The 26,278-nt window shown below is 36.5% G+C and carries 25 protein-coding genes; 21 read left to right on the forward strand and 4 right to left on the reverse strand.

What is annotated here, in order from left to right:
• Positions 1-2: 2 nt before the first annotated feature.
• The 20 genes from CMCT_RS00830 to CMCT_RS00925 all read left to right on the forward strand — a co-directional run bounded on the left by CMCT_RS00830 (position 3) and on the right by CMCT_RS00925 (position 20,651).
• The gene (locus tag CMCT_RS00830) at positions 3-998 is read left to right on the forward strand and encodes a transaldolase (RefSeq protein WP_034968912.1); all 996 of its coding nucleotides are present in this window, start codon (positions 3-5) and stop codon (positions 996-998) included.
• Positions 999-1,065: 67 nt separating this feature from the next.
• The gene (locus tag CMCT_RS00835) at positions 1,066-1,602 is read left to right on the forward strand and encodes a 50S ribosomal protein L25/general stress protein Ctc (protein WP_034968914.1); all 537 of its coding nucleotides are present in this window, start codon (positions 1,066-1,068) and stop codon (positions 1,600-1,602) included.
• A 9-nt stretch (positions 1,603-1,611) separates the two neighbouring features.
• Positions 1,612-2,154, forward strand: a complete 543-nt coding sequence (gene pth, locus CMCT_RS00840; RefSeq protein ID WP_034968917.1) for an aminoacyl-tRNA hydrolase — start codon at positions 1,612-1,614, stop codon at positions 2,152-2,154.
• Complete coding sequence (locus CMCT_RS00845; RefSeq protein WP_034968920.1) at positions 2,151-3,215, forward strand: LptF/LptG family permease; 1,065 nt, start codon at positions 2,151-2,153, stop codon at positions 3,213-3,215. Before pth ends, CMCT_RS00845 begins: the two co-directional genes overlap by 4 nt.
• A 53-nt stretch (positions 3,216-3,268) precedes the next feature.
• Positions 3,269-4,471, forward strand: a complete 1,203-nt coding sequence (gene lysA / locus CMCT_RS00850; RefSeq protein ID WP_034968922.1) for a diaminopimelate decarboxylase — start codon at positions 3,269-3,271, stop codon at positions 4,469-4,471.
• Complete coding sequence (gene pheA / locus CMCT_RS00855; protein ID WP_034968925.1) at positions 4,471-5,547, forward strand: prephenate dehydratase; 1,077 nt, start codon at positions 4,471-4,473, stop codon at positions 5,545-5,547. Before lysA ends, pheA begins: the two co-directional genes overlap by 1 nt.
• Entirely contained in the window at positions 5,547-6,644 is a 1,098-nt protein-coding gene (gene hisC, locus CMCT_RS00860) for a histidinol-phosphate transaminase (RefSeq protein WP_034968928.1), read from the forward strand. Before pheA ends, hisC begins: the two co-directional genes overlap by 1 nt.
• Before the next feature lie 4 nt (positions 6,645-6,648).
• Positions 6,649-8,349: a flagellar basal-body MS-ring/collar protein FliF gene (gene fliF / locus CMCT_RS00865; protein ID WP_034968930.1), complete on the forward strand. Its 1,701-nt coding sequence runs from the start codon at positions 6,649-6,651 to the stop codon at positions 8,347-8,349.
• A 50-nt stretch (positions 8,350-8,399) separates the two neighbouring features.
• Entirely contained in the window at positions 8,400-9,380 is a 981-nt protein-coding gene (gene fliG, locus CMCT_RS00870) for a flagellar motor switch protein FliG (RefSeq protein WP_051654897.1), read from the forward strand.
• Entirely contained in the window at positions 9,377-10,171 is a 795-nt protein-coding gene (gene fliH, locus CMCT_RS00875; protein WP_034968936.1) for a flagellar assembly protein FliH, read from the forward strand. Before fliG ends, fliH begins: the two co-directional genes overlap by 4 nt.
• Complete coding sequence (gene dxs, locus CMCT_RS00880) at positions 10,171-11,985, forward strand: 1-deoxy-D-xylulose-5-phosphate synthase (protein WP_034969120.1); 1,815 nt, start codon at positions 10,171-10,173, stop codon at positions 11,983-11,985. The genes fliH and dxs overlap by 1 nt, the downstream gene beginning before the upstream one ends.
• A gap of 63 nt (positions 11,986-12,048) precedes the next feature.
• Positions 12,049-12,459 carry a Fur family transcriptional regulator gene (locus CMCT_RS00885; RefSeq protein WP_034968939.1) on the forward strand — a complete coding sequence of 137 codons (411 nt, stop codon included), beginning with the start codon at positions 12,049-12,051 and terminating at the stop codon, positions 12,457-12,459.
• Between the two features lie 58 nt (positions 12,460-12,517).
• Positions 12,518-13,747 carry a CYTH domain-containing protein gene (locus CMCT_RS00890; protein ID WP_034968943.1) on the forward strand — a complete coding sequence of 410 codons (1,230 nt, stop codon included), beginning with the start codon at positions 12,518-12,520 and terminating at the stop codon, positions 13,745-13,747.
• Positions 13,748-13,753: 6 nt separating this feature from the next.
• Positions 13,754-14,470 carry a bifunctional demethylmenaquinone methyltransferase/2-methoxy-6-polyprenyl-1,4-benzoquinol methylase UbiE gene (gene ubiE, locus CMCT_RS00895; RefSeq protein WP_034968945.1) on the forward strand — a complete coding sequence of 239 codons (717 nt, stop codon included), beginning with the start codon at positions 13,754-13,756 and terminating at the stop codon, positions 14,468-14,470.
• Positions 14,464-15,627 carry an exodeoxyribonuclease VII large subunit gene (gene xseA, locus CMCT_RS00900; RefSeq protein WP_034968948.1) on the forward strand — a complete coding sequence of 388 codons (1,164 nt, stop codon included), beginning with the start codon at positions 14,464-14,466 and terminating at the stop codon, positions 15,625-15,627. The genes ubiE and xseA overlap by 7 nt, the downstream gene beginning before the upstream one ends.
• Positions 15,624-16,604, forward strand: a complete 981-nt coding sequence (locus CMCT_RS00905) for a DNA cytosine methyltransferase (protein WP_034968951.1) — start codon at positions 15,624-15,626, stop codon at positions 16,602-16,604. The genes xseA and CMCT_RS00905 overlap by 4 nt, the downstream gene beginning before the upstream one ends.
• On the forward strand, positions 16,594-17,490 hold the full coding sequence (locus CMCT_RS00910) for a HaeIII family restriction endonuclease (protein ID WP_034968952.1): 897 nt from the start codon (positions 16,594-16,596) through the stop codon (positions 17,488-17,490). The genes CMCT_RS00905 and CMCT_RS00910 overlap by 11 nt, the downstream gene beginning before the upstream one ends.
• A 9-nt stretch (positions 17,491-17,499) precedes the next feature.
• Positions 17,500-18,576, forward strand: coding sequence for a phosphoserine transaminase (gene serC / locus CMCT_RS00915; protein ID WP_034968956.1), 1,077 nt, complete (start codon positions 17,500-17,502; stop codon positions 18,574-18,576).
• Complete coding sequence (locus tag CMCT_RS00920) at positions 18,569-19,663, forward strand: DNA adenine methylase (protein ID WP_034969123.1); 1,095 nt, start codon at positions 18,569-18,571, stop codon at positions 19,661-19,663. The genes serC and CMCT_RS00920 overlap by 8 nt, the downstream gene beginning before the upstream one ends.
• A gap of 1 nt (position 19,664) precedes the next feature.
• The gene (locus CMCT_RS00925) at positions 19,665-20,651 is read left to right on the forward strand and encodes an Abi family protein (RefSeq protein WP_034968958.1); all 987 of its coding nucleotides are present in this window, start codon (positions 19,665-19,667) and stop codon (positions 20,649-20,651) included.
• A gap of 87 nt (positions 20,652-20,738) precedes the next feature.
• Here CMCT_RS00925 and CMCT_RS00930 read toward each other — a convergent pair whose 3' ends face one another.
• Genes CMCT_RS00930 through CMCT_RS00940 form a run of 3 tightly spaced genes read right to left on the reverse strand, consistent with a single transcriptional unit; the run spans position 20,739 to position 23,960 of the window.
• A complete protein-coding gene (locus CMCT_RS00930) occupies positions 20,739-21,524 on the reverse strand; it encodes a 3'(2'),5'-bisphosphate nucleotidase CysQ family protein (RefSeq protein WP_034968960.1) in 786 nt (261 codons plus the stop codon).
• A 1-nt stretch (position 21,525) separates the two neighbouring features.
• Positions 21,526-22,800, reverse strand: a complete 1,275-nt coding sequence (locus CMCT_RS00935) for a citrate synthase (RefSeq protein WP_034968962.1) — start codon at positions 22,798-22,800, stop codon at positions 21,526-21,528.
• A complete protein-coding gene (locus CMCT_RS00940) occupies positions 22,797-23,960 on the reverse strand; it encodes a cation:proton antiporter (RefSeq protein ID WP_169763624.1) in 1,164 nt (387 codons plus the stop codon). The genes CMCT_RS00935 and CMCT_RS00940 overlap by 4 nt, the downstream gene beginning before the upstream one ends.
• A 97-nt stretch (positions 23,961-24,057) precedes the next feature.
• On the opposite strand from CMCT_RS00940, the gene CMCT_RS00945 reads away from it, so the two are divergent.
• On the forward strand, positions 24,058-25,593 hold the full coding sequence (locus CMCT_RS00945; RefSeq protein WP_176324968.1) for a class I SAM-dependent methyltransferase: 1,536 nt from the start codon (positions 24,058-24,060) through the stop codon (positions 25,591-25,593).
• Here CMCT_RS00945 and CMCT_RS00950 read toward each other — a convergent pair.
• Complete coding sequence (locus CMCT_RS00950) at positions 25,590-26,273, reverse strand: MqnA/MqnD/SBP family protein (protein WP_169763626.1); 684 nt, start codon at positions 26,271-26,273, stop codon at positions 25,590-25,592. The genes CMCT_RS00945 and CMCT_RS00950 overlap by 4 nt on opposite strands.
• Positions 26,274-26,278 lie beyond the last annotated feature (5 nt).

Raw genomic sequence — 26,278 nt, forward strand, 5'->3', positions numbered from 1 at the left:
AAATGTATAAAAATACGAACTTTTCACTTTGGTGTGATTTTATTGAAAGAGATTTTTTAGATAGGGAATTTTCAGATCTCATAAAAGACAACACTATAAATGGTGCCACTAGCAATCCTGCGATATTTAAAACAGCTTTTAGTAGCTCATCGTCATACACCAATGCACTTTTAAGTAGTCAAAAACGCCACCCAAAAGAGCTTTATGAGCTACTTGCGACCCAAGATATAAAAATTGAAGCTTGTAAATTACTTAAAAACTATGCAAATGGCGATGACGGCTTTGTTAGTATAGAGGTTGATCCAAATTTATCTGATAATACAGAAGGCACAATAAAAGAGGGTGAAAGGCTTTATAATCTTATAAAAATGCCAAATGTGATGATAAAAATTCCAGCCACAAAAGATGGTTTTGAAGCTATGAGTGCTCTAATGGCACAAGGCATAAGTGTAAATGCAACGCTAATTTTTAGCCCAGATCAAGCCAAAAATTGCCTAGACGCTTTTAAACAAGGCAGTGAAATTTACAAAAAACGCTATCCAAACACAGAGCTTCCAAAAGGCGTTATAAGCATATTTGTAAGCCGTTTTGATAGACTTCTTGATACTACTATGAGTCAAAAAAATCTACCAAAATCACAAATAGGTATAATGAATGCAACTAAAATTTACCATATTATTAACGAAGCAAATTTGCCAAATGTTAGGGCACTTTTTGCAAGTACTGGCGTAAAAGGTGGCGAATTAAGGGGCGATTATTACGTGCGTGAGCTAATGTTTGAAAATACGATTAACACCGCACCGTTTGATACTATTAAAGAATTTATAAAACACGATGTAAGCATTAAAAATCCAAGCTCAAAAGAGAGTGTGGAGAGCTTTTTTGGTGTATTAAAAAATGCAGATATTGATATAAATTTAGCTTATAAAGAGCTTTTAAATGATGGTTTAAAGGCATTTGTGGTCGCATTTGATGAAATTCTAAGCTCACTAAAATAGTTAAATTAATTCTAAATTTATAAAATTTTAGCTACAATCAGCGACTTATTTTATTGAAAGGATGACGATGTTAGAAGGAATCGTTAGAGAGAGTATCGGTAAAAAGTCTAGTAAGGCTTTAAGAAGAGATGGTTATCTAATCGCAAACATTTATGGTAAGGGATTAGAGAATATATCAGCCGCTTTTAAGGTAAATGAGTTTATCAAAGAGGCTAGAAAAAAAGAGACCCTTGCGTTTGATGTAAAGGTTGGCGGTAAGGTTTATAACGTTGTTATCGTTGATTATCAAAGAGATGTTGTAACAAACGACCTAAAACACGTGGATTTAAAGGTGGCGTTACCGGGCGTTGTATCAAAATATATGATCCCAGTTAAGCCTTTTGGGACACCAATTGGTCTTAAAAACAAGGGCGTTTTAATCCAGTCAAAACGCAGAATAGCAGTAAAATGCACAGCTGAAAATTTGCCAAATTCATTTGATGTTGATGTAAGCAAACTTGACATTGATGATACGATTTTAGTTCGTGATATTAAAGTCCCAACTGGTGTTACGATGGTTGAGGCTGACAGAGTGGCTGTTCTTGGAGTTATCAAAGCTAGATAAGGCTAGTTGATGACGCTTATCGTGGGGCTTGGAAACCCCACAAAACAATACGAAAATACTAGGCATAATGTCGGATTTATGCTAATTGATAGGCTAAAAGACGCAGATTTTACAGACGTTTCTAGCACAAAATTTCAGGGCGAACTATACAAATTTAAAGACCTTTTGCTTTTAAAACCACAAACCTATATGAATCTTTCAGGCAACAGCGTAAAAGCAGTAAATGACTTTTATAAACCAAGTCGGATTATCGTTATTCACGATGATTTGGATTTAGGTTTTGGTGCGATTAAATTTAAAAAAGGTGGTAGTAGTGGCGGACACAACGGCATAAAGTCGATTGATAATCTAATCGGTGCTGATTATGAGCGTGTTAGGATTGGTATAGGGCGAAGTGGTGAGGCTAAAAATTTCGTGCTTGGCGAGTTTGGCGATGATGAAAAAGAGCCATTAAATGAAATTTTAAACTACACAAAAACAGCCCTCTTAGAGCTTTTAAAAAGCGATATAGTCACGATAAATCAGAAATACTCACGCAAGGGCATAAAATGAACCTATATGCTAGATATGTTGGCTGGGTCTATTTTAAGTCCTTTTTGGTAGTTTTTCTCTCGCTCTTGTTATTTTATGTAGGTATTGATCTTTTATCAAATTTAAAAGATATACCAAGCTCGGCAAATACGCAAATTTTATATTTTTTATTTACTTGTGTTAGTGCTGTTTCTTATGTTTTGCCGATATCTTTGGTGTTTGCACTCATCGTCGCAAAGATAAATATGGTTCGCTCAAACGAACTTGTGAGTTTTTACGCACTTGGAGTTAGCAAAAACGCCCTTATCCGCCCACCATTTTTTATCGCATTACTTATAACAATTTTTTACGTTGGGCTAAATTTTACGCCATTTGCCTACGCTTATGATTATCAAAAAAGCCTTATTAAAGATAGAGATTTTAACAAAATCACAAACGATACGCTTGTAAAATTTGACGGCAAATTCGTGTATATTAAGGAGTTAAATCCGCTTGAAAATAAAATTTTAAGCGTTGATATTTTTGATATAAACGAGACAACTCTTAAGAGCGTAGCCTCGATTGATATGGCTAAATTTAAAGACAATCAATGGTATGCAAATGAGACAAATACGACTTATTTGCCAGATAAACTTGAGCTTGGAAAGGCCGGGCTTACGCTAGAAAGTGGTAAAAACGAGGTTGCCCTAAGTGGATTTAAGCCAAAAAGCATACAGAGTGCAAATGTCGCTGATAAAAGTAGTCTAAGCGTAGTTGATGTGCTTGATTTTATTTTTACCTTTAAGGACGAAGGTATTGAGCTAAACTCGGCAAGATCGATGTTTTACTCGCTTACGATATATCCATTTTTTGCACCATTGCTAGTGCTTGTTTTATATTACTACTTGCCCGTTACTGGCAGGTTTTTTAATCTAGCTTTTGTGAGTTTTATCCTTGTCTTGGTAACACTGGTTTTATGGGGAGTATTATTTGTGCTTATTAAATTTTCACAAAGTGCTACTATTTTGCCAGAGATTGGAATTTTGCTACCTATTTTTGCTCTTTTTTGCTACTCTATTTATCTTACAAAAGCTCATCATTAAGCCAAATTTTGGCATTTTTTTTGTAAAATCCCTGAATTTACCAAAGGGCTTTAATGGACTATAGAAATCTTGCAAAAAAATATGGCACACCACTTTATGTTTATGATTTTAACCACATTAGCACTCAATATACCCAGCTAAAAAGTGCTTTTAGTGGTAGAAAATCCCTAGTTTGCTACGCTGTTAAGGCAAACTCAAATCTAAGCGTTTTAAAGCATTTAGCAAATTTAGGAGCTGGATTTGACTGTGTTAGTATTGGCGAAGTAAAACGTGCTTTAATGGCTGGTGCTAAGCCTTATCAGATTATTTTTAGTGGTGTTGGCAAGAGCGATGATGAGATAAAAATAGCCCTACAAAGTGAAATTTTAATGATAAATTTAGAGAGCGAAGCTGAGCTTGATAGGGTCGAAGCCATCGCAAAAGAGCTAAATAAAACAGCACGGATTAGCATAAGAATAAACCCAGACGTCGACGCAAAAACGCACCCCTACATCTCAACTGGACTTAATGAAAACAAATTTGGCGTTGATATAGTAACTGCTAAAAAGATGTATCTAAAAGCCAAAAATTCAGCACACATTGAGCCTGTTGGAGTGCATTTTCATATCGGCTCACAGCTAACTGACACACAGCCAATAATAGACGCTGCCAAAATTGTATCTAAAATTTTAAGTGAGTTAAAATCGCTTGAGATTGATATAAAATTCTTTGATATTGGTGGCGGTGTTGGTATAACTTATCAAGATGAAGAGGCTGTAAATCTTTACAACTATGCACAGGGAATTTTAGCGGCACTAAATGGGCAGGATGTGACGATAGTTTGTGAGCCTGGCAGGTTTATCGTCGGCAACTCAGGCGTTTTAATCACAAGTGTTTTGTATGAGAAATTTAACAAGAATAAGCGATTTGTTGTAGTTGATGCGGCTATGAATGACCTAATTAGACCAAGCCTTTATGACGCTCATCACGGCGTTGAGTTTGTGGGAGAAAATGAGCAAAACTCAACTTGCGATATCGTTGGTCCGATTTGCGAAAGTGGCGACTTTTTGGCTAAAAATATCTGGCTACCAACTTGCAAGAGTGGCGATTTGCTAGTTGTTAAGAGTGCCGGAGCTTATGGTTTTAGTATGAGCTCAAACTACAACACGAGGGTGCGTGCAGCCGAAGTTGGTGTAGAGGACGGCAAAGATAGGCTTATCCGTCGCCGTGAAACCTTTGAGGATTTAGTCGCGTTTGAAACGGAGTTTTTAAAGTAATGCAAGAGTTAAACGAGCTACGAAAAAGTATTGATGAGATTGACGATCTGATTTTAGCTAAGCTTAATGAAAGAATGCAGATTGTTAAGAAAATTGGCGAGTTAAAGCATACAAGTGGCACTCCGATATATCGTCCAGAGCGAGAAAGGGCGATTCTTAACCGCCTTGAGGCTACAAAGGGTGGACTTTTAAATAAGGCAGCAATTGAGGCGATTTATCTTGAAATTTTCGCCGTTTCAAGAAACCTTGAAATGCCTCAAAAGGTAGCCTATCTTGGACCTGAGGGCACTTATACTCATCAAGCTGCACAAAGTCGCTTTGGTGCGATGAGCGAGTATCTGCCACTTGCGACGATTGACTCGGTTTTTACAAAGTTATCTTTAAAAGAGGTAAAATACGGCGTTGTGCCTATTGAAAATAATACCGAAGGTGCGGTTGGAGCGACGCTTGACTGCTTAGCAAAATTTGAAAATGTAAAGATTGTAGCCGAGCTTTATCTTGACATTCATCATAGTTTTGTAAGCCAGAGTGAAAATTTAAAGACTATAAATACCATTTACTCTCATCCGCAAGGATATAATCAGTGTAAAAATTTCCTTGAAAGCCATCTTCTAAGCGGTGTAAAATTTGTGCCGTCAAAATCAACGGCAGAGGCGGCATTTTTAGCCTCAAAGGATCCAAATTCTGCAGCAATTTGCTCAAAAATAGCTGCTAAAATTTATAACGTACCGATTTTGTTTGAAACGATTGAGGATAATCTTGCAAATCGCACGAGATTTTTAATCCTAAGCGACTTTAAAAACACAAACAATCCGCACTCAAAAACATCGATTTTAGCCAAAACTGCTCACAAGCCAGGCGGACTTGCTGATTTGCTTAGAATTTTTAAAGATGAGAATATAAACCTAACAAAACTAGAGAGTCGCCCGGTAAAACAGCGTAAATTTGACTTTATGTTTTTTATCGATTTTGATGGGCATATTGATGACGAGAGTGTGCAGAATGCCATAAATTTAGCCACAGATCAGGGTGCAGAGATTAAGTGGTTAGGAAGCTATCTTGACGGAGAGATTTAATGTTTAATAAAAAGCTAGAAAACCTAAAAAACTACGAGGCCGGAAAACCAATCGAGCTAGTCGTTCGTGAATATGGCATAGACGCAAAAGATGTCATAAAGTTAGCAAGTAACGAAAATCCATTTGGCACAAGTGTGCTGGTTGAGCAAGCCCTAAAAAACGCTTCAAACAAGGCTCATCTTTACCCAGATGATAGCTATTTTGAGCTAAAAGAGGCTTTGGCTGCCAAATTTAACGTAACGCCAAAAAATTTAATAATAGGGCAAGGTAGCGATCAGATTATCGAGTTTATTGCTCACGCTGTTTTAAATGAAACGAATGCCATTTTAACGGCTGGAGTGACATTTGCGATGTATGATATTTACGCTAAACACGCTGGTGCTAGTGTCATAAAAACGCCGTCTGCTTCGCATAATTTAAGCCAAATGCTTGAGCTTTACAAAGTAAATAAAGATAAAATCGCAGCCATATTTTTATGCTTACCAAATAATCCGCTTGGCGAGTGTTTAGATGTTAGTGAAGTTTATGATTTTATGCGTGAAATTTCGCCCAAAACTCTAATCGTAATTGACGGAGCTTATAATGATTTTGCAAAATTTAAGGATGCAAAAAAGGCGATAGACCCAAGTGATTTGATCAGAAATTTTAAAAACGCAATCTTTTTAGCGACGTTTTCTAAATCTTACGGACTTGGCGGAATGCGTGTTGGATACGGCATTGCTGATGAGTCTATTATAAATGAACTTGGCAAACTTCGCCCTCCGTTTAACATCACTACACTTAGCTTAAAAGCTGCAACAATCGCACTTAGTGACGCAGAATTTGTAGATAAAACGCTAAAAAATAACTTTGAGCAGATGACTAGGTATGAAAATTTTGCAAAAGATCATGGCATAGAATTTCTGCCAAGCTATACAAATTTCATTGTTTTTAAATTTAATACGCAAAATTCTAGTCAAATATCGCAAGAGTTGCTAAAAAAGGGTATAATTGTGCGAGATATGCAAGGCTATGGATTAAATGCGATACGAATCACCATAGGCACAGCAACGCAAAATGATAAATTGTTTGAAAAATTAGATGAAATTTTAAAGTAAAGATATGGATTTTAAGGCACTACTTCATCAGATAGCTGGACTTTATCAAAAGCTCTCACTAAAGCAAAGGATTGTTATTGCTAGTTCGGTTGTCGTAGTTGTTGGTTTTTTGGTGTTTATTAGCATATATAAAAGCTCAAAAGGCGATAGCTACGCAGGTTATAGTGTTTTATTTGAAAATATCAGTCCAAACGATAGTGCATTAATCATAGATCAACTTAAAAAAGATGGCGTTAGCTACAAACTCGCAAATGAAGGCACGATTCTTGTGCCAACCGCCGATGTTTATAAAGAGCGTATATCGGTAGCAACTTTGGGAATTCCAAAAGAGAGTAAGGTTGGTTTTGAAATTTTTGATAAACAGGAATTTGGGGCTACCGATGAGGAACAGAGGGTAAAATATCAGCGTGCATTAGAGGGAGAGCTTGCAAGGACTATCGAGAGTCTTGCACCTATTGCTAAGGCTGGTGTTCGTATAGCTATACCAAAAGAGACGGTTTTTACAGAGAGAAAAGTCCCGCCGACAGCCTCTATCGTAGTGGATTTAAAGCCAGGCACCAGTCTAAATCAAAAGCAAATTTTTGGTATTAAAAATTTAGTCGCAGCCTCTGTGACTGGACTTGCCTTTGAAAATGTAAAAATAGTAAGCAGTGACGGTATCTCTCTTGGCGATGATGACGGCGGTTTTGATAGCGAGATAATAGCTCAACAAATAAGATACAAACGAGAATTTGAGAACAGCTACGAGCAAAAAATCATAAATGTTTTAAGTCCGATTGTCGGTGGAGCTGAGCGAGTTGTTGCAAAGGTTAATATAGATTTTGACTTTGATAAAAAGGATAGCCAAAGCGAAGTTTATGACCCAAATAACGTTGTTAGAAGTGAGAGCAATATCGAAGAAAAACGACAAGGAAGCCAGCCAAATGACATAGGCGGTGTGCCTGGAGCCGTTAGCAACATAGGACCAGTAGAAGGCATTAGCGATAATAAGCTAGTCGAGCAGTATAATAAAAGCTCACAGCAGACAAACTATGAAATTTCAAAAAAGGTAACAAACATCAAAGGTCAGTTTGCGACCATAAACCGAGTAAGTGCCGCTGTTGTAGTTGATGGAAGCTATCAGTATAAAAAAGATGAGAACGGAAATCCTACTTCAGAAATGGAGTTTGTGCCCTTATCTGACGCACAAAAGGCTTCTATTACAAATTTGATAAAACAGGCAATTGGCTTTAATGCAACTCGTGGCGATGAGGTTAGCGTTGATAACTTTGAGTTTAAGTTAGCCGACACGACCACTCCTTCAGATAAGGTAAATAACATTGTTCAAACCTATGTCTTGCCGTTTATACCTATTTTGAAGTATGTTTTTGCTGCTATTTTGCTCTATCTGTTCTACAAAAAGGTCATCATCGTCTTTATGCAAAAAATGCTTGAAGATGCAAAAGATGAAGAAGAGGAGCGCTTGCCTGACCTTGAGGAGCTTGAGATAGATGACGAGGATAGCCTAGAGAAATTTAAGGCTGCTAAGAAAAAGGTTGAAGATCAGCTTGGACTTACTGGTGAGTTTAACGAGGATGAGCTAAAATACGATGTATTGATTGAAAAAATGAGAGGTATAATCCAAGAGCGAGGCGAGGAAATTTCAAACCTTTTACAAGACATTATCAGAAATGATACTGACTTTAATATACGTAAGGATAGCTAGTGGCAATAAAACTAAGCGAACAACAAAAGCAGATTTATGATGAACTGGCAATGCCAGAAAAGATAGCTATTTTACTTATACAGCTTGGCGAAGAGTCGACAAGTTTGCTATTTTCTCACATGGATATTGATGTAATTACCGATATCTCAGGATATATCGCAACAGCAAAAAATATCGACAGACAAGTTGCGTCTGCAATTTTAGAGGAATTTTACGCTCTAATGCAGTCAAACCAGTATGTAAAAAGCGGTTCTTTGGAGTATGCAAAAGAAATTTTATACAAAACCTTCCCGCCAGATGAGGCGCAAAAAATTCTTGACCGCCTTGCAAAAAGTATGGAAAATAACAAATCATTTGGCTATCTTAATAAGATTAAACCGCAACAACTTGCCGATTTTATCGTAAAAGAGCACCCACAAACCATTGCTCTTATTTTAGCCCATATGGACGCGACTGGTGCTGCTGAAACGCTTGGATATTTTCCTGATGATTTAAGAAGCGATGTTGTTATAAGAATGGCAAATTTAGGCGACATTAGCCCGTCTGTTATCAAGCGTGTTTCGGCTGTGCTTGAGACAAAACTTGAGAGCCTTACATCTTATAAAGTTGAGGTTGGTGGTCCAAGGGCTGTTGCTGAAATGCTTAACAGGCTTGGTCAAAAGGCTTCAAAATCTACTATTGAATATATCGAAAAAGCAGATAATAAACTTGCCACAACCATTAAAGAGCTTATGTTTACATTTGAAGACATCAATACACTAAACAACACAGCCATACGTGAAATTCTAAAAAATGTCGATAAAAAAGATCTCATGGTAGCTCTAAAAGGCTCGGGCGACGCCTTAAAAGATAAATTTCTTGGCAATATGTCACAGCGTGCAGCAGAGGCATTTAAAGAGGAGATGGGCTATCTTGGTGCTGTTAGAGTTAAGGACGTTGAGGAGGCACAACGCCGTATAGTTGAAGCAGTTCAGGCACTAGCAGAGCAGGGAATTTTCCAAGTTGGCGAAGCAGATGAGATGATTGAATGAAAAGTAGCGTAATCACAAACGAAGAATCTTCGGCACATTTTATAGAAAATTATAGGTTTAAGGTTTTAGGTACTCACGATCATCACGCTAGAGAGGAGCAAAATTTAAGCCAAGAGCAAGATGAAGCACCTTTAGAGCCACGCCAGGTAGTTCAGCAACCACAACAAGTAGCACCCGCTCCAGTAGTTTCTAGCGGTTTTGATGCTAGTTTTGTTGAAGAGCTTCTTAAAAAAACCGATGAGCTAAGCGGAAATATCGTAAAACTTCAAATGCAGATAGAAAATCAAGAGGCTGAATTTAATAGACGATTAGAAGCTGAAGTTTTACGTGCCAAGGATGACGGCATTGCAGAGGGCAAGGCTCAGGCAAACGAGCAGTTTCAGGCTGAAGTCGCCACGCTAAATGAGCGTTTTGCTTCATCGATAAACAAGCTTTCAAATTTTTATAATACACTAGAGGAATTTTTACAAAAGAGCGAAGATGAGCTAGCAACAGCGGCAATAGGCGTTGCAAAACAAGTCATCGTAAAAGAGATAAGCTCTAGCTCAGCAAATGTTGCATTATCACTTTCAAAGGCGTTAATTAGCGAGTTAAGGGACGCAAAAAACATAACCATTAGAGTAAATCCGATCGACGCCCAGTTTTTATCTGAAAATTTTCAAAGCAACGACCATATAAAAATAGAAGCAGACGACGCTATTAGCAAGGGTGGAGTTGTGATTATTAGTGAGACCGGAAATATCGATGGTAGCATAGAAAATAGACTTGAAAAGCTAAAGAGTTTAATGTGATAGATGTTAAAAATTTAGATATAAAAGATTTAAATGGGCTTTGTGAAAAGATTAGGGCTAGAATTTTAGAGGTTGTTAGTAAAAATGGCGGACATCTTAGCTCAAACATCGGTGCAGTTGAGCTTATAGTGGCTATGCACTATGTTTTTGATGTTAGTAAAGATCCATTTATATTTGATGTAAGCCACCAAAGCTACGCTCACAAGCTTTTAACTGGGCGTTGGGAGAATTTTGATAGTTTGCGTAAATTTGGCGGTATTAGCGGATTTTCAAAACCAAAAGAGAGCAGTGCTGACTACTTTGTGGCAGGGCATAGCTCTACTTCTATATCTCTTGCGGTGGGTGCTGCAAAAGCGATAGGGTTAAAGGGCGAGGATCGTTTGCCAGTAGCTTTGATAGGCGATGGCTCTATGAGTGCTGGTATGGTTTATGAAGCCTTAAATGAGCTGGGGGATCGCAAATATCCTTGTGTGATTATCTTAAACGATAACGAGATGAGTATAAGTAAGCCAATAGGTGCGATTAGTAAGTATCTAAGTCACATTATGGCGGGTGAGGCGTATCAGAAATTTAAAAGTGGCGTTGAAAAACTTCTAAGCTATATGCCAGACTCAGCCGCATATATGGCACGTAGAGCAGAAGAGAGCATACGACTCATTACGCCTGGTATTTTATTTGAAGAGCTTGGGCTTGAGTATATAGGACCAGTTAATGGGCATAATTTAGAGGATTTAATAGCCACTTTTAAAACCGCAAAGGCTATGAAAAAGCCAGTTATCGTCCATACCCAAACGCTAAAAGGTAAGGGCTATGAAAAGGCAGAAGGGCATTTTGCTAGTTGGCACGGAGTGTCTCCATTTGATTTAGAGAGTGGCGAGAGCATTAAAAAACCAAGTCCAAAATCTGCAACTCAAATTTTTAGCGAACATCTAGTCAAAATGGCAAGTGAGCATAAAGATATAGTCGGTGTGACTGCTGCTATGCCAACAGGCACTGGAATGGATTTGCTTATAGAAAAATTCCCAGATAGATTTTGGGATGTTGCTATTGCCGAGCAACACGCCGTTACATCAATGGCAGCTATGGCAAAGGAGGGTTTTAGGCCGTTTGTTGTGATATATTCAACATTTATGCAACGTGCTTTTGATCAGATTATTCACGATGCTTGTATATTAAATTTAAACATTACTTTTGCGATGGATAGGGCTGGTATAGTTGGAGAGGATGGCGAAACTCATCAAGGCGTGTTTGATATTAGCTACTTCAATCTTATCCCAAACACAACCATCTTTGCGCCTCGTTGTGCTAAAAGCCTTGAAGCAAGTATGGAGTTTGCCTACGCCCATAATGGCGTAAATGCACTTCGTTATCCGCGTGGGGCGTTTTTATTAAGTAGCGAATTTGAAGCGACAAAATTTCAGTTAGGGCGTGGCGAGTGGCTTGTTAAAAGTAGCAGTCAAGTTGCATTTATAGGCTATGGAAACGGCGTTGGTAGAGCCTATGCTGTGATGAAAGCTAAAAATTTAGATGTAAATTTGATAGATTTAGTTTTTGTAAAACCACTGGATAAAGATTTGCTTATAGAACTTGCTAAAAGCACTAAAAAATGGTATATCTTTAGCGATAGCGTAAAACGTGGCGGGGTTGGTGAAATTTTATCTGGCTTTTTACAAGATAATAAAATTTATAATATACAAATCTATAGTTTTGAGTATAAAGATGAGTTTATCACTCACGGACAAATGGCTCTTGTTGAAGAGAGTTTAGGGCTTAGCATAGAGCAAATTTCTAGTTATATATTAAGTAATAATTAATATTATTTAATAACCACCTAAGCAACTTTTTGATATATTTAGCTAATTTTTTTAAGGAATAAAATGCAATACGTTTCACTTTTAAAGCAGTTTAATCTAAAAGTTACACCGCAACGCTTAAGCGTTTTAAAGGTTTTAGATAAGCATACGCACCCAACAATAGACGAACTTTACGAAGAGATAAAAAAGGAAAATCCGTCAATCTCACTAGCAACCATTTATAAAAATTTAAACACTCTAAAAGATGAGGGGTTGGTTGTTGAAGTAAATGTGGTAAATCAAAAACCACGCTATGATATATACGAGCACCCGCATATTCACGTAGTTTGCCAAACTTGCGGATACGTTGAGGACGTTATGTATGAAGACGCTGAGCTTGGAGTTTATCAAGAGAAGCTTGAGAAAAAACTGGGCAATATTATTGATAACCTAAGCGTTGTTGTTAGCGTTAAAAACTGCAAACACTGCCATTAATCAAAACACACATTAAGCCATAACCTGATAAAATATTATAAAATTTCAGGGAGGCTTTATGGGTGCAAAAATAATACGTAAATTCCTACTTAAAGACGACAGCCTTCTAAAATTTTTAACCGCACAAAATGTGAAATTTATACACGATTACAAAGAGCATTTAGACGGGCAGCTTTGTAAGCATATTTATGGATTTAAGCTAAATAACAACCAAACAAATATTGAAATTTATGGTGGAGATTTTAGCGGACTTTGTATGCTAGATATCACGTTTAATGACGAGCTTTATGGTGTATTTTTTAAAACTCCTGAGTTTTTAAACGATTTTATAGAGTGCGAAGTAACCGATAAGAGCGAATTTAGTGAGCAAAATCTCTTAAAATTTGGCTTACCTAATGAGAAATTTGATCTTTGTGAAATTTTTTATATCTTAAAAAATCACGACTTAAACTTAAATTACCCAAGCAGCATAAGAGTAAAAGACGCCGTAGCGGTTTTGCTTTTTACGCTAAATTTAAAGATAATTAGGGCAAAAGAGCGGTTTTTATCACAAAGTGACCCTGATGATTTTATTAAGATATTTTTGTATGTTTCTCAAAGTATCGCGATTTTGGAATTTTTTATCGGTGTTTTTGACGAGAAGACAACCCAGTTTTTTTTAAAAAATTTCAAAGAGTTGTTTGCAAAACTTGAGCAAAATTCACAGATTTTATCCTCTCTTAGTTTGCTTGAAGATTTTAAAAACTCAGAGCTTATGATCTATTTTTTAGAACACGCTTTAACAAATAGCTCAAAAAACGTCTCACTGGCCTTACAAGAAAGCCTGTTTTTAAAGGATTGGGAGGTTTTTTTAAGCGATACTAGCGATTTTTTTAGAGGCGAGAATTCTGATGAAAAACTAAGCGTTTTTGTTTCAAAACAGCTACGTTTATCTATTTTAGAGTGCCTAAAAAGCTTTAAAAAGCTAGATGAGAATAGTAAAAATATTAAATTTTATGAAATCCTTGATAAGACCCAAGTTATCGGTGCTATGTTTGAAAATTTTAACCACCTTTTTAATCTTAAAAAACCAGCCAAATTAAACAAAAAACTTAAAAACAAGCTTTTAAAACTTTATGATTTAGATATACTTTTAGAGTTTATACAAAAGGCTGGAGATAGTGAACAAAACGATAAACTCAAAGCAAAAATTTACTCTAAAATTTATAAAATAAGAGAGAAAATTTTAAATTCCAATTTTAAAAACCAAAAATTAATAGAACTAAAAAAATACTATCAAAAGGCATAAAATTTTATGGAAAAACAAGAAAAAATAGTGCAAATGTTTAATGATATCGCACCAACTTATGATGTTGCAAATCGCGTTTTGAGCATGGGAGTTGATATAAGTTGGCGAAAATTTGCTTGTAAAACGGTGCTTAGTAATTTTAAAGATAAAAAAATCGATATAGTCGATGTAGCGTGTGGTACTGGCGATATGATGGGTATTTGGCGTGATAGTGCGATAAAACAGGATGTGCAACTAAACTCGATCATCGGCATTGACCCGTCAAGCGGTATGCTAGATGTGGCAAGGTCAAAATTTCATAATTTTAAATTTATAAAGGCGTATGCTGATAATACGACCCTAGATACACAAAGTGCCGATATCGTTAGCATAAGCTATGGCATAAGAAATGTGGTAGCTAGAAAAGAGGCATTAAGGGAGTTTAATAGGGTTTTAAAAATGGGCGGATATGTCGTGGTGCTTGAGTTTACAAAGCGTAAAAAGAGTGGCTTTTTAACCACTATTCGCGACTTTTATCTGCAAAAAATTCTGCCAAAAATCGGTGGTGCGATTAGCAAAAATAAAGAGGCTTATGAGTATTTGCCAAACTCTATTGAGGGTTTTTTAGACGCTAAGGAATTTTGCGATGAGCTTTATGAGGCTGGTTTTGATATAGAGGTTTGTCGTGGATTTAGTATGGATATCTCGACACTATTTATCGGCAAAAAAGTTCGTGAATGCTAAGCGTATCACAGCTAAATGAACAGGCTAAAAACCTACTTGAAGCACACTTTAGCTATGTTGAGGTTGTTGGCGAAATTTCACGCCTTACCAAACACGGCTCAGGCCACTGGTATTTTACACTAAAAGATGAAAACGCAAGTATCTCGTGTGTGATGTATAAGGCAAACAACGCCCGCGTGAAATTTGAAGTAAAAGACGGCTTAAAGGTCGTAATATATGGCAAAATTTCGCTTTATTCTCCAAGTGGTAGCTATCAGCTTATAGCAACTAGCCTAAAGCCAGATGGCGAGGGTGAGCTAGAACTTGCATTTAAACAGCTAAAAGAACGCCTTGAGAGTGAGGGGCTTTTTGATATCTCACACAAAAAACCACTGCCAAAACTGCCACAAAAGATCGCTCTAGTAACATCGGCGACATCGGCAGCTTTGCAGGATATGCTTCGCGTGGCACAGACTAGGTGGAGACTTTGTGAAATTTTTGTTTTTGACACGCTTACACAAGGGCAGAGTGCGCCAGAAGCGATTATTAGAGCTTTAAAAAAAGCCGACGAATACGGTGTTGATGTTATTATTTTGGCTCGTGGTGGCGGAAGTCGTGAGGATCTTTGGTGCTTTAATGATGAGAGTCTGGCTCGCACGATATTTACGCTAAAAACGCCTATAGTATCGGCGATCGGGCACGAGATTGATTATGTTATTAGCGACTTTGTGGCTGACTTTAGAGCTCCTACGCCAACGGCTGCAATGAGTGAAATTTTGCCAGATGAAAATGAATTTATGCAGTATATCGACGGACTTGATAATGCCATAAAAAACGCTATAAAAGCCAAAATTTCAAAGTGTCAAAATAAGCTTGATTTTTTAAATCTAAAGCTATCCCCAAATGCTTTAAAAAATAAAATTGATCTAAAAATTTCACATATTTTAAGGCTTAATGAAAACTTTGACGCTAAGATAAAAGCTAAAATTTCAAAACTGCAAAGCAATGTAAATGAGCTAAACGCGATGTTTTTGGCACGCGAGAGCTTTTTTGAAGCAACAAAAGATTTGATACAGGTGCGTATTTGTGGCAAAAAGGCCAATCTTGAAGAGGTTAAAATCGGCGATGAGATTGAGCTAATATCGCAAACCACAACCAAAAGGGCAAAAATTTTATGAAACTAATCTCACTTTTTAGTGGTGCTGGTGGGCTTGACCTTGGCTTTAAAAAGGCTGGATTTGACATTATTTTAGCAAATGAATTTGATAAAAATATCTATGCCACTTACAAGGCAAATCACGACACACCGCTAATACAAAAAGATATAAAAGAGCTGAAAATTTCAGAGCTAGAAATTTGTGATGGCATTATTGGTGGGCCGCCTTGTCAGAGTTGGAGTGAGGCTGGGAATTTAAAGGGTATTGATGATAAAAGAGGCCAACTTTTTTATGAGTATATTAGAATTTTAAACGGCATTAAGCCTAAATTTTTTGTGGCCGAAAATGTGCGTGGCATGTTAGCCAAGCGCCATAAAGATGCGGTAAAAAACATAATAAATGAGTTTGAAAACGCTGGATACAACGTGCAAATTTGTGTCTTAAACGCAAAAGATTACGGCGTGGCACAAGATAGAATTCGCATTTTTTTCATCGGCTTTTTAAAGGGTTTAAAGGTAAATTTCACACCTTTAAAACCGCACAAAAAAAAGTTAAATTTAAAAGACATAATTTATGATTTAAAAGATAACGCAACACCAGCACTTGAAAAAAACAGAGCCAACAAATCCCTAAAAATCGCTAATCACGAGTATTATATCGGTAGCTACTCCACAATTTTTATGAGCCGAAACAGAGTTAGGGGCTGGGATGAGCCAGCTTTTACAATACAGGCTAGCGGTCGTCAAGCACAGCTTCATCCAAACGCTCCAAAAATGCCACAAATTGGCAAAAATCGCCATATTTTTGCACCAAATTTTGAAAATTTATACAGGCGTTTAAGCGTTAGAGAGTGTGCAAGAGTGCAGGGTTTTAGCGATGATTTTATATTTTATTATGATAGAGTTGATTATGGCTATAAAATGATAGGTAATGCCGTTCCTATAAATTTAGCCTACGAGGTCGCAAAAGCCGTAAAAAGGACATTTAATGAGTGCTAAGAGTGCTTTAAACGGCAAGGCTTATGAGTTTGCTTATATTCTTGCATTAAGCAAAATAAAAAGTGTAAAAATAGCCAAAAATAACGCCTACAACGTAGCTTTAAATGCATTTAACACGCTTTTAGAGCCAGAAAAAGAGCTATTTTTAGCAAGTGCCACGGCTGGGATTAGTAAAATTTTAGAATACGAACCAAACCTTACAGAGCCGATTTTAGCAACAATGCAAGATGACAAAAACGGCGAATTTGGCGATGTTAGAGATATAATTTTACAAAGCGACAAACACCAAATTGGACTTAGTATTAAGCACAACCACTTTGCTGTTAAACACTCACGGCTATCAAAAACGCTTGATTTTGGTAAAAAATGGTATGACTTGCCCTGTTCTAGTGAGTATTTTTTTCAAATTTCGCCAATTTTTGAAATGCTAAATAGACTAAAAGGCACAAAATGGAGTGAGCTAAAAGATAAGCAAAATTTAGTGTATTTGCCAATTTTAAACGCCTTTAAAGATGAAATTCTCTCGCAAAATAAAAGCCACAACATAGCTTCAAAAATGGTTGAATATATGCTTGGCAAGTTTGATTTTTACAAATTAATCGGCAATGATAAGCAAAAAATCACACAAATTTTAGTCTTTAATTTACGTGGGAATTTAGGCAAAAATAGCCTAACAATCTTGCCAATTTCAAAGCTACCAAATCGTATAATTTCGCTTGATTTTAAACAAAATAGCAAAAACACCTTAGAGCTTTATTTAGACAATGGTTGGAGCTTTAAATTTCGCATTCACAACGCCTCAACTATGATAGAGCCGAGCTTAAAATTTGATATAGGATTTTTAGGCGTCCCAGCGACAATAGTTAGTTTTAATACAAAATTTTAAGGAGCAAAAATGAGAATGATAAATTTCAGTGCAGGTCCAACAGGTTTGCCACTAAGTGTGCTTGAACAAGCAAAGGCTGAGTTTACCAACTATAAGGGCGAGGGCTACTCTATAATGGAAATCTCGCACCGCTCAAAGACCTACGAAGAGGTACATTTTGGGGCGATGGATAAGATACGCAAACTTTACGGCATTGGCGATGAGTATGAAATTTTATTTTTGCAAGGTGGTGCTCATTTGCAGTTTGCGATGATACCTTTAAATCTCTATCAAGGTGGTGTGATTGAGTATGCAAACACTGGCGTTTGGACGGATAAGGCGATAAAAGAGGCTAGAACTATGGGTTTAGAGCCTAGCGTAGTTGCAAGTTCTGAGAATTCTGCCTTTGATCATATCCCACAGATAAATTTTAGCGATAGTGCTGACTACGCCTACATTTGCTCAAATAACACGATTTATGGCACTCAGTATAAAACATTACCAAAAACTAAAGCACCGCTTGTCGTTGACGCAAGTAGCGATTTTTTCTCAAAACCGCTTGATTTTTCAAACATCGGCGTTTTATACGGCGGTGCTCAAAAAAACGCAGGACCAAGTGGCGTGACGATAGTGATAATCCGCAAAGACCTGCTAGAGCGAGACCCTATGCCGCACACTCCAACATTTTTGCGTTTTAAAACTCACGCGGACGCAAAAAGTCTTTATAATACACCATCAACATTTGCCATTTATCTGCTAAATTTAACAATGCAGTGGGTGCTAGATCAGGGCGGATTAAACGCGATAAAAGAGATAAATTCTAAAAAAGCACAGATACTTTATGACGCCATTGACGGTTCTGGCGGATTTTATAAAGGACACGCACAAAAAGAGCATAGGTCTGTGATGAATGTTAGTTTTAATGTCGCAAAAAATAGTGAGCTTGAGCCGATTTTTGTTGCTCAGGCCCTAAAAAACAATATGCTAGGACTTAAAGGTCATAGATTGCTTGGTGGTATTCGTGCTTCAATTTACAATGCAGTTAGTGTGGGGGATTGTGAAGCGTTAGCTGATTTTATGAAGGAATTTGCACGTAAAAATGGTTGAAAATAGAGCTTTTTTAAAAGAGCAAATCTTAACTTATCTTGGAAACAAACGCTCCTTGCTAGACCTTATCGGTAAGGGCGTAAAAATCGCAAAAGATGAGCTAAAAAAGGACAAACTCGCCACCTGTGACCTATTTTCAGGCTCTGGCGTTGTGGCTAGATTTTTAAAGCAACACAGCAGTTTTTTGGTCGCAAACGACCTTGAGCTTTACTCAAAAATAGTAAACGACTGCTATCTTTTTAACGCAGATGATGATTTTAAAATGCACCTTAAAAGCTCGTTTAAACCATTCGTAAAACGCGTAAATGCAAATTTAAAGGCGGGTTTTATCACTGAGCTTTATGCCCCAGATGATGATGAGAATATAAAATTTGGCGAAAGGGCGTTTTATACCAAAAACAACGCATTGTTTATTGATACGGCTCGTGATATGATAGATACTTTGCCACTAGAAATGCGTAGGTTTTTTCTAGCTCCACTGCTTTATGAAGCTAGTAACCGAGCAAACACGAGTGGCGTTTTTAAGGGGTTTTATAAAAATAAAAATGGAGTTGGTCAATTTGGCGGAGAGGGGCAAAATGCACTTGGTCGCATAAAAGGTGCGATCTCTTTAAAGGTGCCTGTTTTTTCAAATTTTAACGTCCCTTATGAGATTTATAAAATGGACGCAAATGTCCTGGCTAGTGAGCTTAGTGAGCTTGATCTAATCTACCTTGATCCACCATACAATCAACATCCATACGGCTCAAACTACTTTATGCTAAATTTAATCGCAAAAAATGAGCGACCAAGCGAATTTTCAAATGTTTCTGGCATACAAAAGGACTGGAACCGCTCAGTATATAATAATAAGTCAAAAGCACCAGAGAGCTTTTTTAGCCTAGTTTTGAGCCTAAAGGCAAAATTTATACTTATATCATTTAACTCAGAAGGCTTTATAAGTCGCGAGAATTTTGAGAAAGAACTTGCAAAAATGGGGCAAGTGATAATCTTGGAGCAAAAATATAACACATTTAGAGGGAGTAGAAATCTAAGTGCTAGAAATTTACACGTTAGTGAATTTTTGTATGTATTAAGGAAACGATAAGTTGTCGATAAACAATAAACCAAAACTTAGCATAGCAAAGCAAATTGAGCACCTAAAGCAAAAAGGCATAAAATTTGAAAGTTATAGTGAGAAAGAGGCTTATGTTTTTTTACAAAACAATAGCTATCTTTTTAAAGCAAAGGCTTATTTAAATACTTTTAAAGAAAAGGACAGCCTTGGCAAAACTTTAGAGTATAAGGATTTAGATTTTAAACATCTTGTGGATTTATCTACGATAGATATGCATTTTAGGCGGTTTTTAGTAAGATTAACTCTTGATTTGGAACATATTTTAAAATCAAAAATAATGCGAGATTTTAATAATAGTCCATATAATGGATATGAGATTATTGCTGATTTTTTAGCTCAAAATTCTTATGCAGATGATTTTATTAAAAATCAATTAAATAATATCAATAGGCGAATTGAAGCTAATAAAGATCTTTCTGCTCCTACCGAATTTATTTTAAAAAAATATCAAAGAGATCTTGCAATTTGGAATTTTATAGAGATAACCCAATTTGGCATTTTTATAGAATTTGCAAATTTCTTTTATGAAAAACATAAAAACAAAGAATTTGACGCCATAAAACATAGTCTTTTTAATGTAAAATTTTTACGCAATGCTTGTGCTCACAATAATTGCATATTAGCAAATTTAAAAGACAATATAAGAAATCCTCAAAGACAAAGTTTAGATATTATTTTTGGGCTAAAAATTTTTAAGAAAAAAGATATTAATTTTATTAAAAAGCAGATGATGAATCGATCCATAAATGATTTTGTGACAACAGTTTTGGTGTATGATAAAATTTGCAGAAGTTCTCATATGAAGTATTATTGTTATAGCGAACTTTACGATCTTATGATCGGTAGATTTTTAAAAAATAAAGATCTATATAAAAAGTCAAAAATCATAAAAAGACGTTATATTTTTTGTTTAAGAATATTAAAATTTCTTAAGAATAAGCAAGAATTAAATCAATAGTTTGTATAATCCCGGTATCGTTCGCTGGATAAGACGTGAAAACGGGTGAGTTCGGCTATAGGCACAGAGCTTTTGCTTTGTGCCGATTTATATACTACCTATCGCTTGTAAAATTTCATCTTTAAGCTCTATCATATCTTTGCTAAGTGCTATAAAATATGGGCTTTTTAGGCTTTTTGTATTGTAGTTTATCTCATCTTTTGTTTTTATATCAAACATAAATCCGCCACAGCTTCTAACGATAGCTTCTCCGGCTGCTATATCCCAAAGTGAGCTTGGGCTTAGGCGTATATAAACCCCGCCACTCTCGCAAAGTCTACAAAATTTTATCGCAGAGCCTATCCTTACCACATCAAATCCACGCTGAATTAAAAGCGTGTGCGGTAAATTTTTGCTTTTTATGGTGCTTGTGTAGGCTATTTTGCTATTTTTTGTAACTTTGCTTAGGTTTATAATTTGATTTGGCTGTGTGCAAATTTCTTTAAAACACTCATTACCATTGGCGTAAAATAGCTCGTTTGTGGTTGGGATAAATATCACGCCAAGCACTGGTTTTGCTCGTTCTATAAGTGCGATACACACGCAAAATTCGCCATTTTGTTTGATGAATTCTTTTGTGCCATCAAGCGGATCAACTAGCCAAAATCTATCACTCTTAAGCCTTAGCTCATCGCCTAAAATTCTCTCTTCTGAGCAAATTTCTATACCGCTAACACTTAAAATTTCAAATATCTTCTCATTTGCTGCTAGATCTGCCGTCGTAAGCGGAGAGCTATCCATTTTTTTATACACTTCAAATTTGTTGTAGTGTTTTAAAATTTCAGCTCCAGCACTTACGGCCGCCTTTTTTGCTAGTTCTAAAAGTTCTCTCATTTTAATTTGGTGTGCGATTTGTATTGCCTGTATAAAGCTGTCTAGGGCGAACTATCTTCATTGCACCTTGCTCTTTTAGCTCCAGCCACTGACTTATCCAGCCAGGTGTTCTACCTATGACAAATATGACGGCAAACATATCGTTTGGTATGCCAAGTGCTTTTAATATAAGCCCAGAGTGAAAATCCACATTCGGATAGAGGTTGCGAGATACGAAGTAGTCGTCATTTAAAGCAATCTCTTCAATGCGGTTTGCTACTTTTATAAGCTCTGAGTTTATGCCAATCTCATCTATTAGTTGATCTCTCATCTTTTTAAGAACCTTGGCACGAGGGTCAAAATTCTTATATACCCTGTGTCCAAAGCCCATTAGTCTAAACGGATCGTTCTTATCTTTTGCACGAGCTATATATTTATCGACATTTTCAACGCTTCCTATCTCTTCTAACTGCCTAATCACTCCCTCGTTTGCTCCTCCGTGTGCCCAGCCCCACAAGGCACCAATACCAGCTGCTATACAAGCATAAGGGTGTGCGTGTGTCGAGCCAACTGTCCTTACCGTTGTCGTAGAGGCATTTTGCTCGTGGTCAGCGTGTAGCATAAAGACCGTATCAAGTGCTTTTACTTCAATGGGCTTTAAATCCACGTGTTCATAAGGATATGAACGCATCATATAAAGGAAATTTTCTGTAAAACCGCGATCTAAATTTGGATATATGATAGGATATCCACGTGAGAAGCGGTAACTAAATGCCGCTATGGTAGGAATTTTAGCTATTATTCGCATTGCCATCTCGCGGTATTCTTCAGGCTTGTCCATATTTAGATGATCAAAGTAAAACGCAGACAGAGCAGAAACTGACGCCTGAAGTATCGCCATGGGGTGTGCTTTATCAGGAAACGCGTCAAAAATTTTCATCATACCTTCGTGTATGTATGAGCGTTTTTTAAGCTCTGATTTGAAATTTAAATACTCATCGCCACTTGGCAACTCCCCATTTAAAAGCAAATACGCTACGTCTAAAAATGTTTTATGCTCGGCAAGATACGCGATGTCGTATCCGCGGTGCATTAGTTCGCCCTTTAGCCCATCTATATATGTTAAATTTGATACGCACATTGCAGTTGAGGTAAGCCCCTTATCAAACGTGAACATACCCGTATCGCTAAAAAATGTAGAGATATCCACAACATCAGGTCCCATAGTGCCATTTAGTATCGGATACTCATAGCTTTTTCCATTGCGGTTGTCGATTATGGTTGCGGTATTTTTCATACTAGCTCTCCTTTTGGTTTTATGCTTGTTATTATTTTTATTCCTACCATTGATACTATTGCTTCAATTAAACTTGCTAAAACAAATGACGAGTAAAGCTCATCGCTGATATTTTTAGTCCCGTATGCTATCGTGGCTACCGCTATAAGTAGCGTAAGTGGCATTGAGTGTGCTAATGCGTAAAGAACGACGCCTTTAAATTTTAACAAATTTAAAAACACCAAAGCACTTAAAAATCTAGCACCAACCATTGCAATTACGATAAACATAGCGTTTTGCAACAAAGAGCCTACAAATATACTTTCAAGTTTTAAAGTTGAGCCGATGTAGGCAAAAAATATCGGCACTAAAAAGCCAAATCCAAAGCTACCCAACTTTTGTGGCAGATCTTTTTTGTGATCAAAAAAGGTTGCTATAAACATACCCGCTATAAACGCACCAAATGCAATCTCAAGACGCAGATACGCCATTAGTGCGACCATTGAGAAAAATATCGCGATACTTAGACGGATATCTTTTTCATTTTTATCATACTCTGGCATTAAAACCACTTTAAATCCTGGAAACCACCAAAATAGCACGTCAAGCAGTTTAAAACCAAGCACACTAAGGGCTAAAAATGCCAAAAGATAGCCCACGTTTAGCCAAAATGTAGGCTCTGAGCCGTATTGAAGGTATGATGAAGCTATCGTTAAAAGCACGATACTTACAACCTCGCCAATAGACGCGATAAGCATAGCTAAATTTAGCCACTCTTTATCTTTGCCATACTCCTTAAATAGCGTAAATATCATACCTACGCTCATTATTGGTATGATGATTATAAAAAGCAGGTGCAATGAAAATATAAAAGTTATCGCACTAGCTATAACGTAAAGTAAAAATATATATATGTAGCCTTTTGTTAGAAGCTTTCTATCGGCATTTAAAAACATACGAAGATCTATCTCCATACCTGCTAAAAACATTAAAAAGAAAAATGCCACTTCGCTTACAAGTTTAAAAATGTGATCTTGCGTTATAAGCCCAAAATAACTAGCCAACGCACCTAAGATTATCTCAATCGGAGCTATTGGCATACGCGTAAGACGCGAAAAATACGGAGATAAAAAAATGATACAAGCTAATGAAATAAGCGTAAAAAGTGTATTGTTTTGCAAATCAATCCTAAATGAAATTTTATCTATTATACAACACGCAGTATGTTAAATTTATTAAATTTTATGTAAAATAGCACAATTACACAAGGAGGTAACAGTGCAAGATGTAAAAGAATTTTATGATGAGGTTCCATATTTTTCCGCTGCTTTTGTGGATAGCTCGGTTTTGCGTCTTCAGGCGATTGGTGAGTTTTTAAATATAAATCCGCCACCTTTAAAAAACGCCAGAGTTTTGGAGCTTGGCTCGGCTTATGGTGGTAATATTTTGCCATTTGCCATTCATAATTCAGACGCAGATGTGGTTGGAATAGACATCTCAAGCACTCAAGTTAATGACGGAAATGCTATTGCAAAGAGTATGGGGGTTGGTAATTTTACTCTTATTCAAAAAGATATTTTAAATTTAAGCCAAGATGATATTAAAAAGCTTGGAAAATTTGACTACATCATCGCTCACGGTTTTTTTAGCTGGGTTAAAAATAATGTAAAAGACGCACTTTTGGCTATTATAAAAAATATGCTAAGCCCAAATGGTATCGCGTTTATCTCTTATAACGTCTATCCTGGTTGGCGTGGTTTTGAAACATTACGTGATTTTATGGTTTTTACAAGCAAAGATGAAAAGGGTGACAAAAAGCTAAAAAAAGCAAAATCAGAGCTAAAATTTTTAGAGGATTTTTTAAAACTAAATCTTCAAGCCCAAAGCGATCAAACCCTAAAAGATACGCAACGTCTGCTTTTGACACAGCTTGGATTTTTAAAAAACATTATCAAGGATGATAAAAACGACTACTATATTTTGCACGAATTTTTAGAGCCAAACAATGATCCATTTTACTTTTACAAATTTGCAAATAAACTATCAGCCATAGGGCTTAGCTACCTTGCTGAAAGCACACTTGATGATATTTTTAGTTCTGGTGTTGGGATTGCTAGATTTGATAGACACATCGAGCAAAATTACAAAAACCGCATAGACTCAGAGCAGATGAGAGATTTTTTACTAAATCGTTCATTTAGAAAAAGCTTAGTGGTGCAAGAAAATTTACTACCAAAAGATAGTCAAACTGACATTGGTATTGATGAATTTTCGCGTATAAATTTGATAGCTGATATTAAAAAAGATGATGATAAATTTAGCTTAAAGGGTGCGTTATTGGAGCCTAGATTTGCAAAATTTTATGAAAAAATTATGAGCGTTTATCCAGCAAGTGTTAGTTTAGACGATTTTGATGGCACACACTTGCAAGATGGTTTTGACGCATTTTTATACTTAATGTCAAATCCAAACGTCGCCATAACTACCAAAAAATTTGTCGCTATATCTTATGAAAAGCAAAAAAGCAGACTAAAAGATAGCATAAAAGGCTATATTAGTTACTTTGCAAACACCACTCGGCCGGCACTGCTTTTAGCAACCGAGTTAAACACAAAGGTTGAGCTTGATATGCTTGGTGCAAAAACTGCTCTGCTCTTTGATGGCAAACACTCTATTGATGAGATAGCGTTGAAATTTAGAGAGATTTTTGTAGAGCTTAATGAAACTGATGTTAATATCTTTGATGCCAAAGAGTATGTTTTAGGTGTTAAAACTAAGCTTGAAAATGCGTATTTTTTAGAAAATATTAGCTAGAGTTGTTTTGGGTTAAAGCCCATTGCTCTAGCTTTTTTGATAAAGATTTTAAGCCCTTTTTGCTCTTTTTTGCCCATTTTGTAAGTGATAAATTTCAAATACCACTTAATATCATTTGGGCTTATGTCTCTTGATGTCGCGTATTGCTCTAGGATATAGCGTGGAATTTTGATATTTTGTTTTAAAAAGTTTTTTACCAGTTTGTTGTATGCTGACGCGTTTTTAGTGTAGCAAAATCTACCAAAAACAAATGGCAGCCCCGTCCTGCTGTGCCAAATTTTGCCCAAATCATAAAATTTGCTCTCTCCTTCTTGCAAATACGCCTTTAAGGCTCTGTCGCCTATTATCACTTCACCTTTTATGTTTAAAATTTTAGCTAGCATATTAGAACTAGCACTTGCAACATCAAGTTTGGGCTCTGAGTTTTTACGCACCAAAACGCTTTTGACATCTTTTTTTGCGACAATTCCAAAATTTAGCTTTTTATACTTAGAACGTCTGCTCTCTATGCTTGATATTACCGCAGCGTCTATGCGGTTATTTAAGAGTGCCTTGTTTAGCTTACTAGGCACATCTTTTTTATGCTCGATACCCTTTTTAACGGCATTTGTTAGACTTGAGCGTTTTAAAAATATATGAAATGGTAATAAATTTAAGTAGTCAATCTTGCCAAATTTCAAGTTAA

It is taken from the genome of Campylobacter mucosalis (assembly GCF_013372205.1).
GTDB lineage: Bacteria > Campylobacterota > Campylobacteria > Campylobacterales > Campylobacteraceae > Campylobacter_A > Campylobacter_A mucosalis.

Bases quoted from the DNA above. Each gene is read 5' to 3' on its own strand.
- CMCT_RS00830 (WP_034968912.1), top strand. From the start codon at position 3: ATGTATAAAAATACGAACTTTTCACTTTGGTGTGATTTTATTGAAAGA.
- CMCT_RS00835 (WP_034968914.1), top strand. From the start codon at position 1,066: ATGTTAGAAGGAATCGTTAGAGAGAGTATCGGTAAAAAGTCTAGTAAG.
- pth (WP_034968917.1), top strand. From the start codon at position 1,612: ATGACGCTTATCGTGGGGCTTGGAAACCCCACAAAACAATACGAAAAT.
- CMCT_RS00845 (WP_034968920.1), top strand. From the start codon at position 2,151: ATGAACCTATATGCTAGATATGTTGGCTGGGTCTATTTTAAGTCCTTT.
- lysA (WP_034968922.1), top strand. From the start codon at position 3,269: ATGGACTATAGAAATCTTGCAAAAAAATATGGCACACCACTTTATGTT.
- pheA (WP_034968925.1), top strand. From the start codon at position 4,471: ATGCAAGAGTTAAACGAGCTACGAAAAAGTATTGATGAGATTGACGAT.
- hisC (WP_034968928.1), top strand. From the start codon at position 5,547: ATGTTTAATAAAAAGCTAGAAAACCTAAAAAACTACGAGGCCGGAAAA.
- fliF (WP_034968930.1), top strand. From the start codon at position 6,649: ATGGATTTTAAGGCACTACTTCATCAGATAGCTGGACTTTATCAAAAG.
- fliG (WP_051654897.1), top strand. From the start codon at position 8,400: ATGCCAGAAAAGATAGCTATTTTACTTATACAGCTTGGCGAAGAGTCG.
- fliH (WP_034968936.1), top strand. From the start codon at position 9,377: ATGAAAAGTAGCGTAATCACAAACGAAGAATCTTCGGCACATTTTATA.
- CMCT_RS00885 (WP_034968939.1), top strand. From the start codon at position 12,049: ATGCAATACGTTTCACTTTTAAAGCAGTTTAATCTAAAAGTTACACCG.
- CMCT_RS00890 (WP_034968943.1), top strand. From the start codon at position 12,518: ATGGGTGCAAAAATAATACGTAAATTCCTACTTAAAGACGACAGCCTT.
- ubiE (WP_034968945.1), top strand. From the start codon at position 13,754: ATGGAAAAACAAGAAAAAATAGTGCAAATGTTTAATGATATCGCACCA.
- xseA (WP_034968948.1), top strand. From the start codon at position 14,464: ATGCTAAGCGTATCACAGCTAAATGAACAGGCTAAAAACCTACTTGAA.
- CMCT_RS00905 (WP_034968951.1), top strand. From the start codon at position 15,624: ATGAAACTAATCTCACTTTTTAGTGGTGCTGGTGGGCTTGACCTTGGC.
- CMCT_RS00910 (WP_034968952.1), top strand. From the start codon at position 16,594: ATGAGTGCTAAGAGTGCTTTAAACGGCAAGGCTTATGAGTTTGCTTAT.
- serC (WP_034968956.1), top strand. From the start codon at position 17,500: ATGAGAATGATAAATTTCAGTGCAGGTCCAACAGGTTTGCCACTAAGT.
- CMCT_RS00920 (WP_034969123.1), top strand. From the start codon at position 18,569: ATGGTTGAAAATAGAGCTTTTTTAAAAGAGCAAATCTTAACTTATCTT.
- CMCT_RS00930 (WP_034968960.1), bottom strand. From the start codon at position 21,524: ATGAGAGAACTTTTAGAACTAGCAAAAAAGGCGGCCGTAAGTGCTGGA.
- CMCT_RS00935 (WP_034968962.1), bottom strand. From the start codon at position 22,800: ATGAAAAATACCGCAACCATAATCGACAACCGCAATGGAAAAAGCTAT.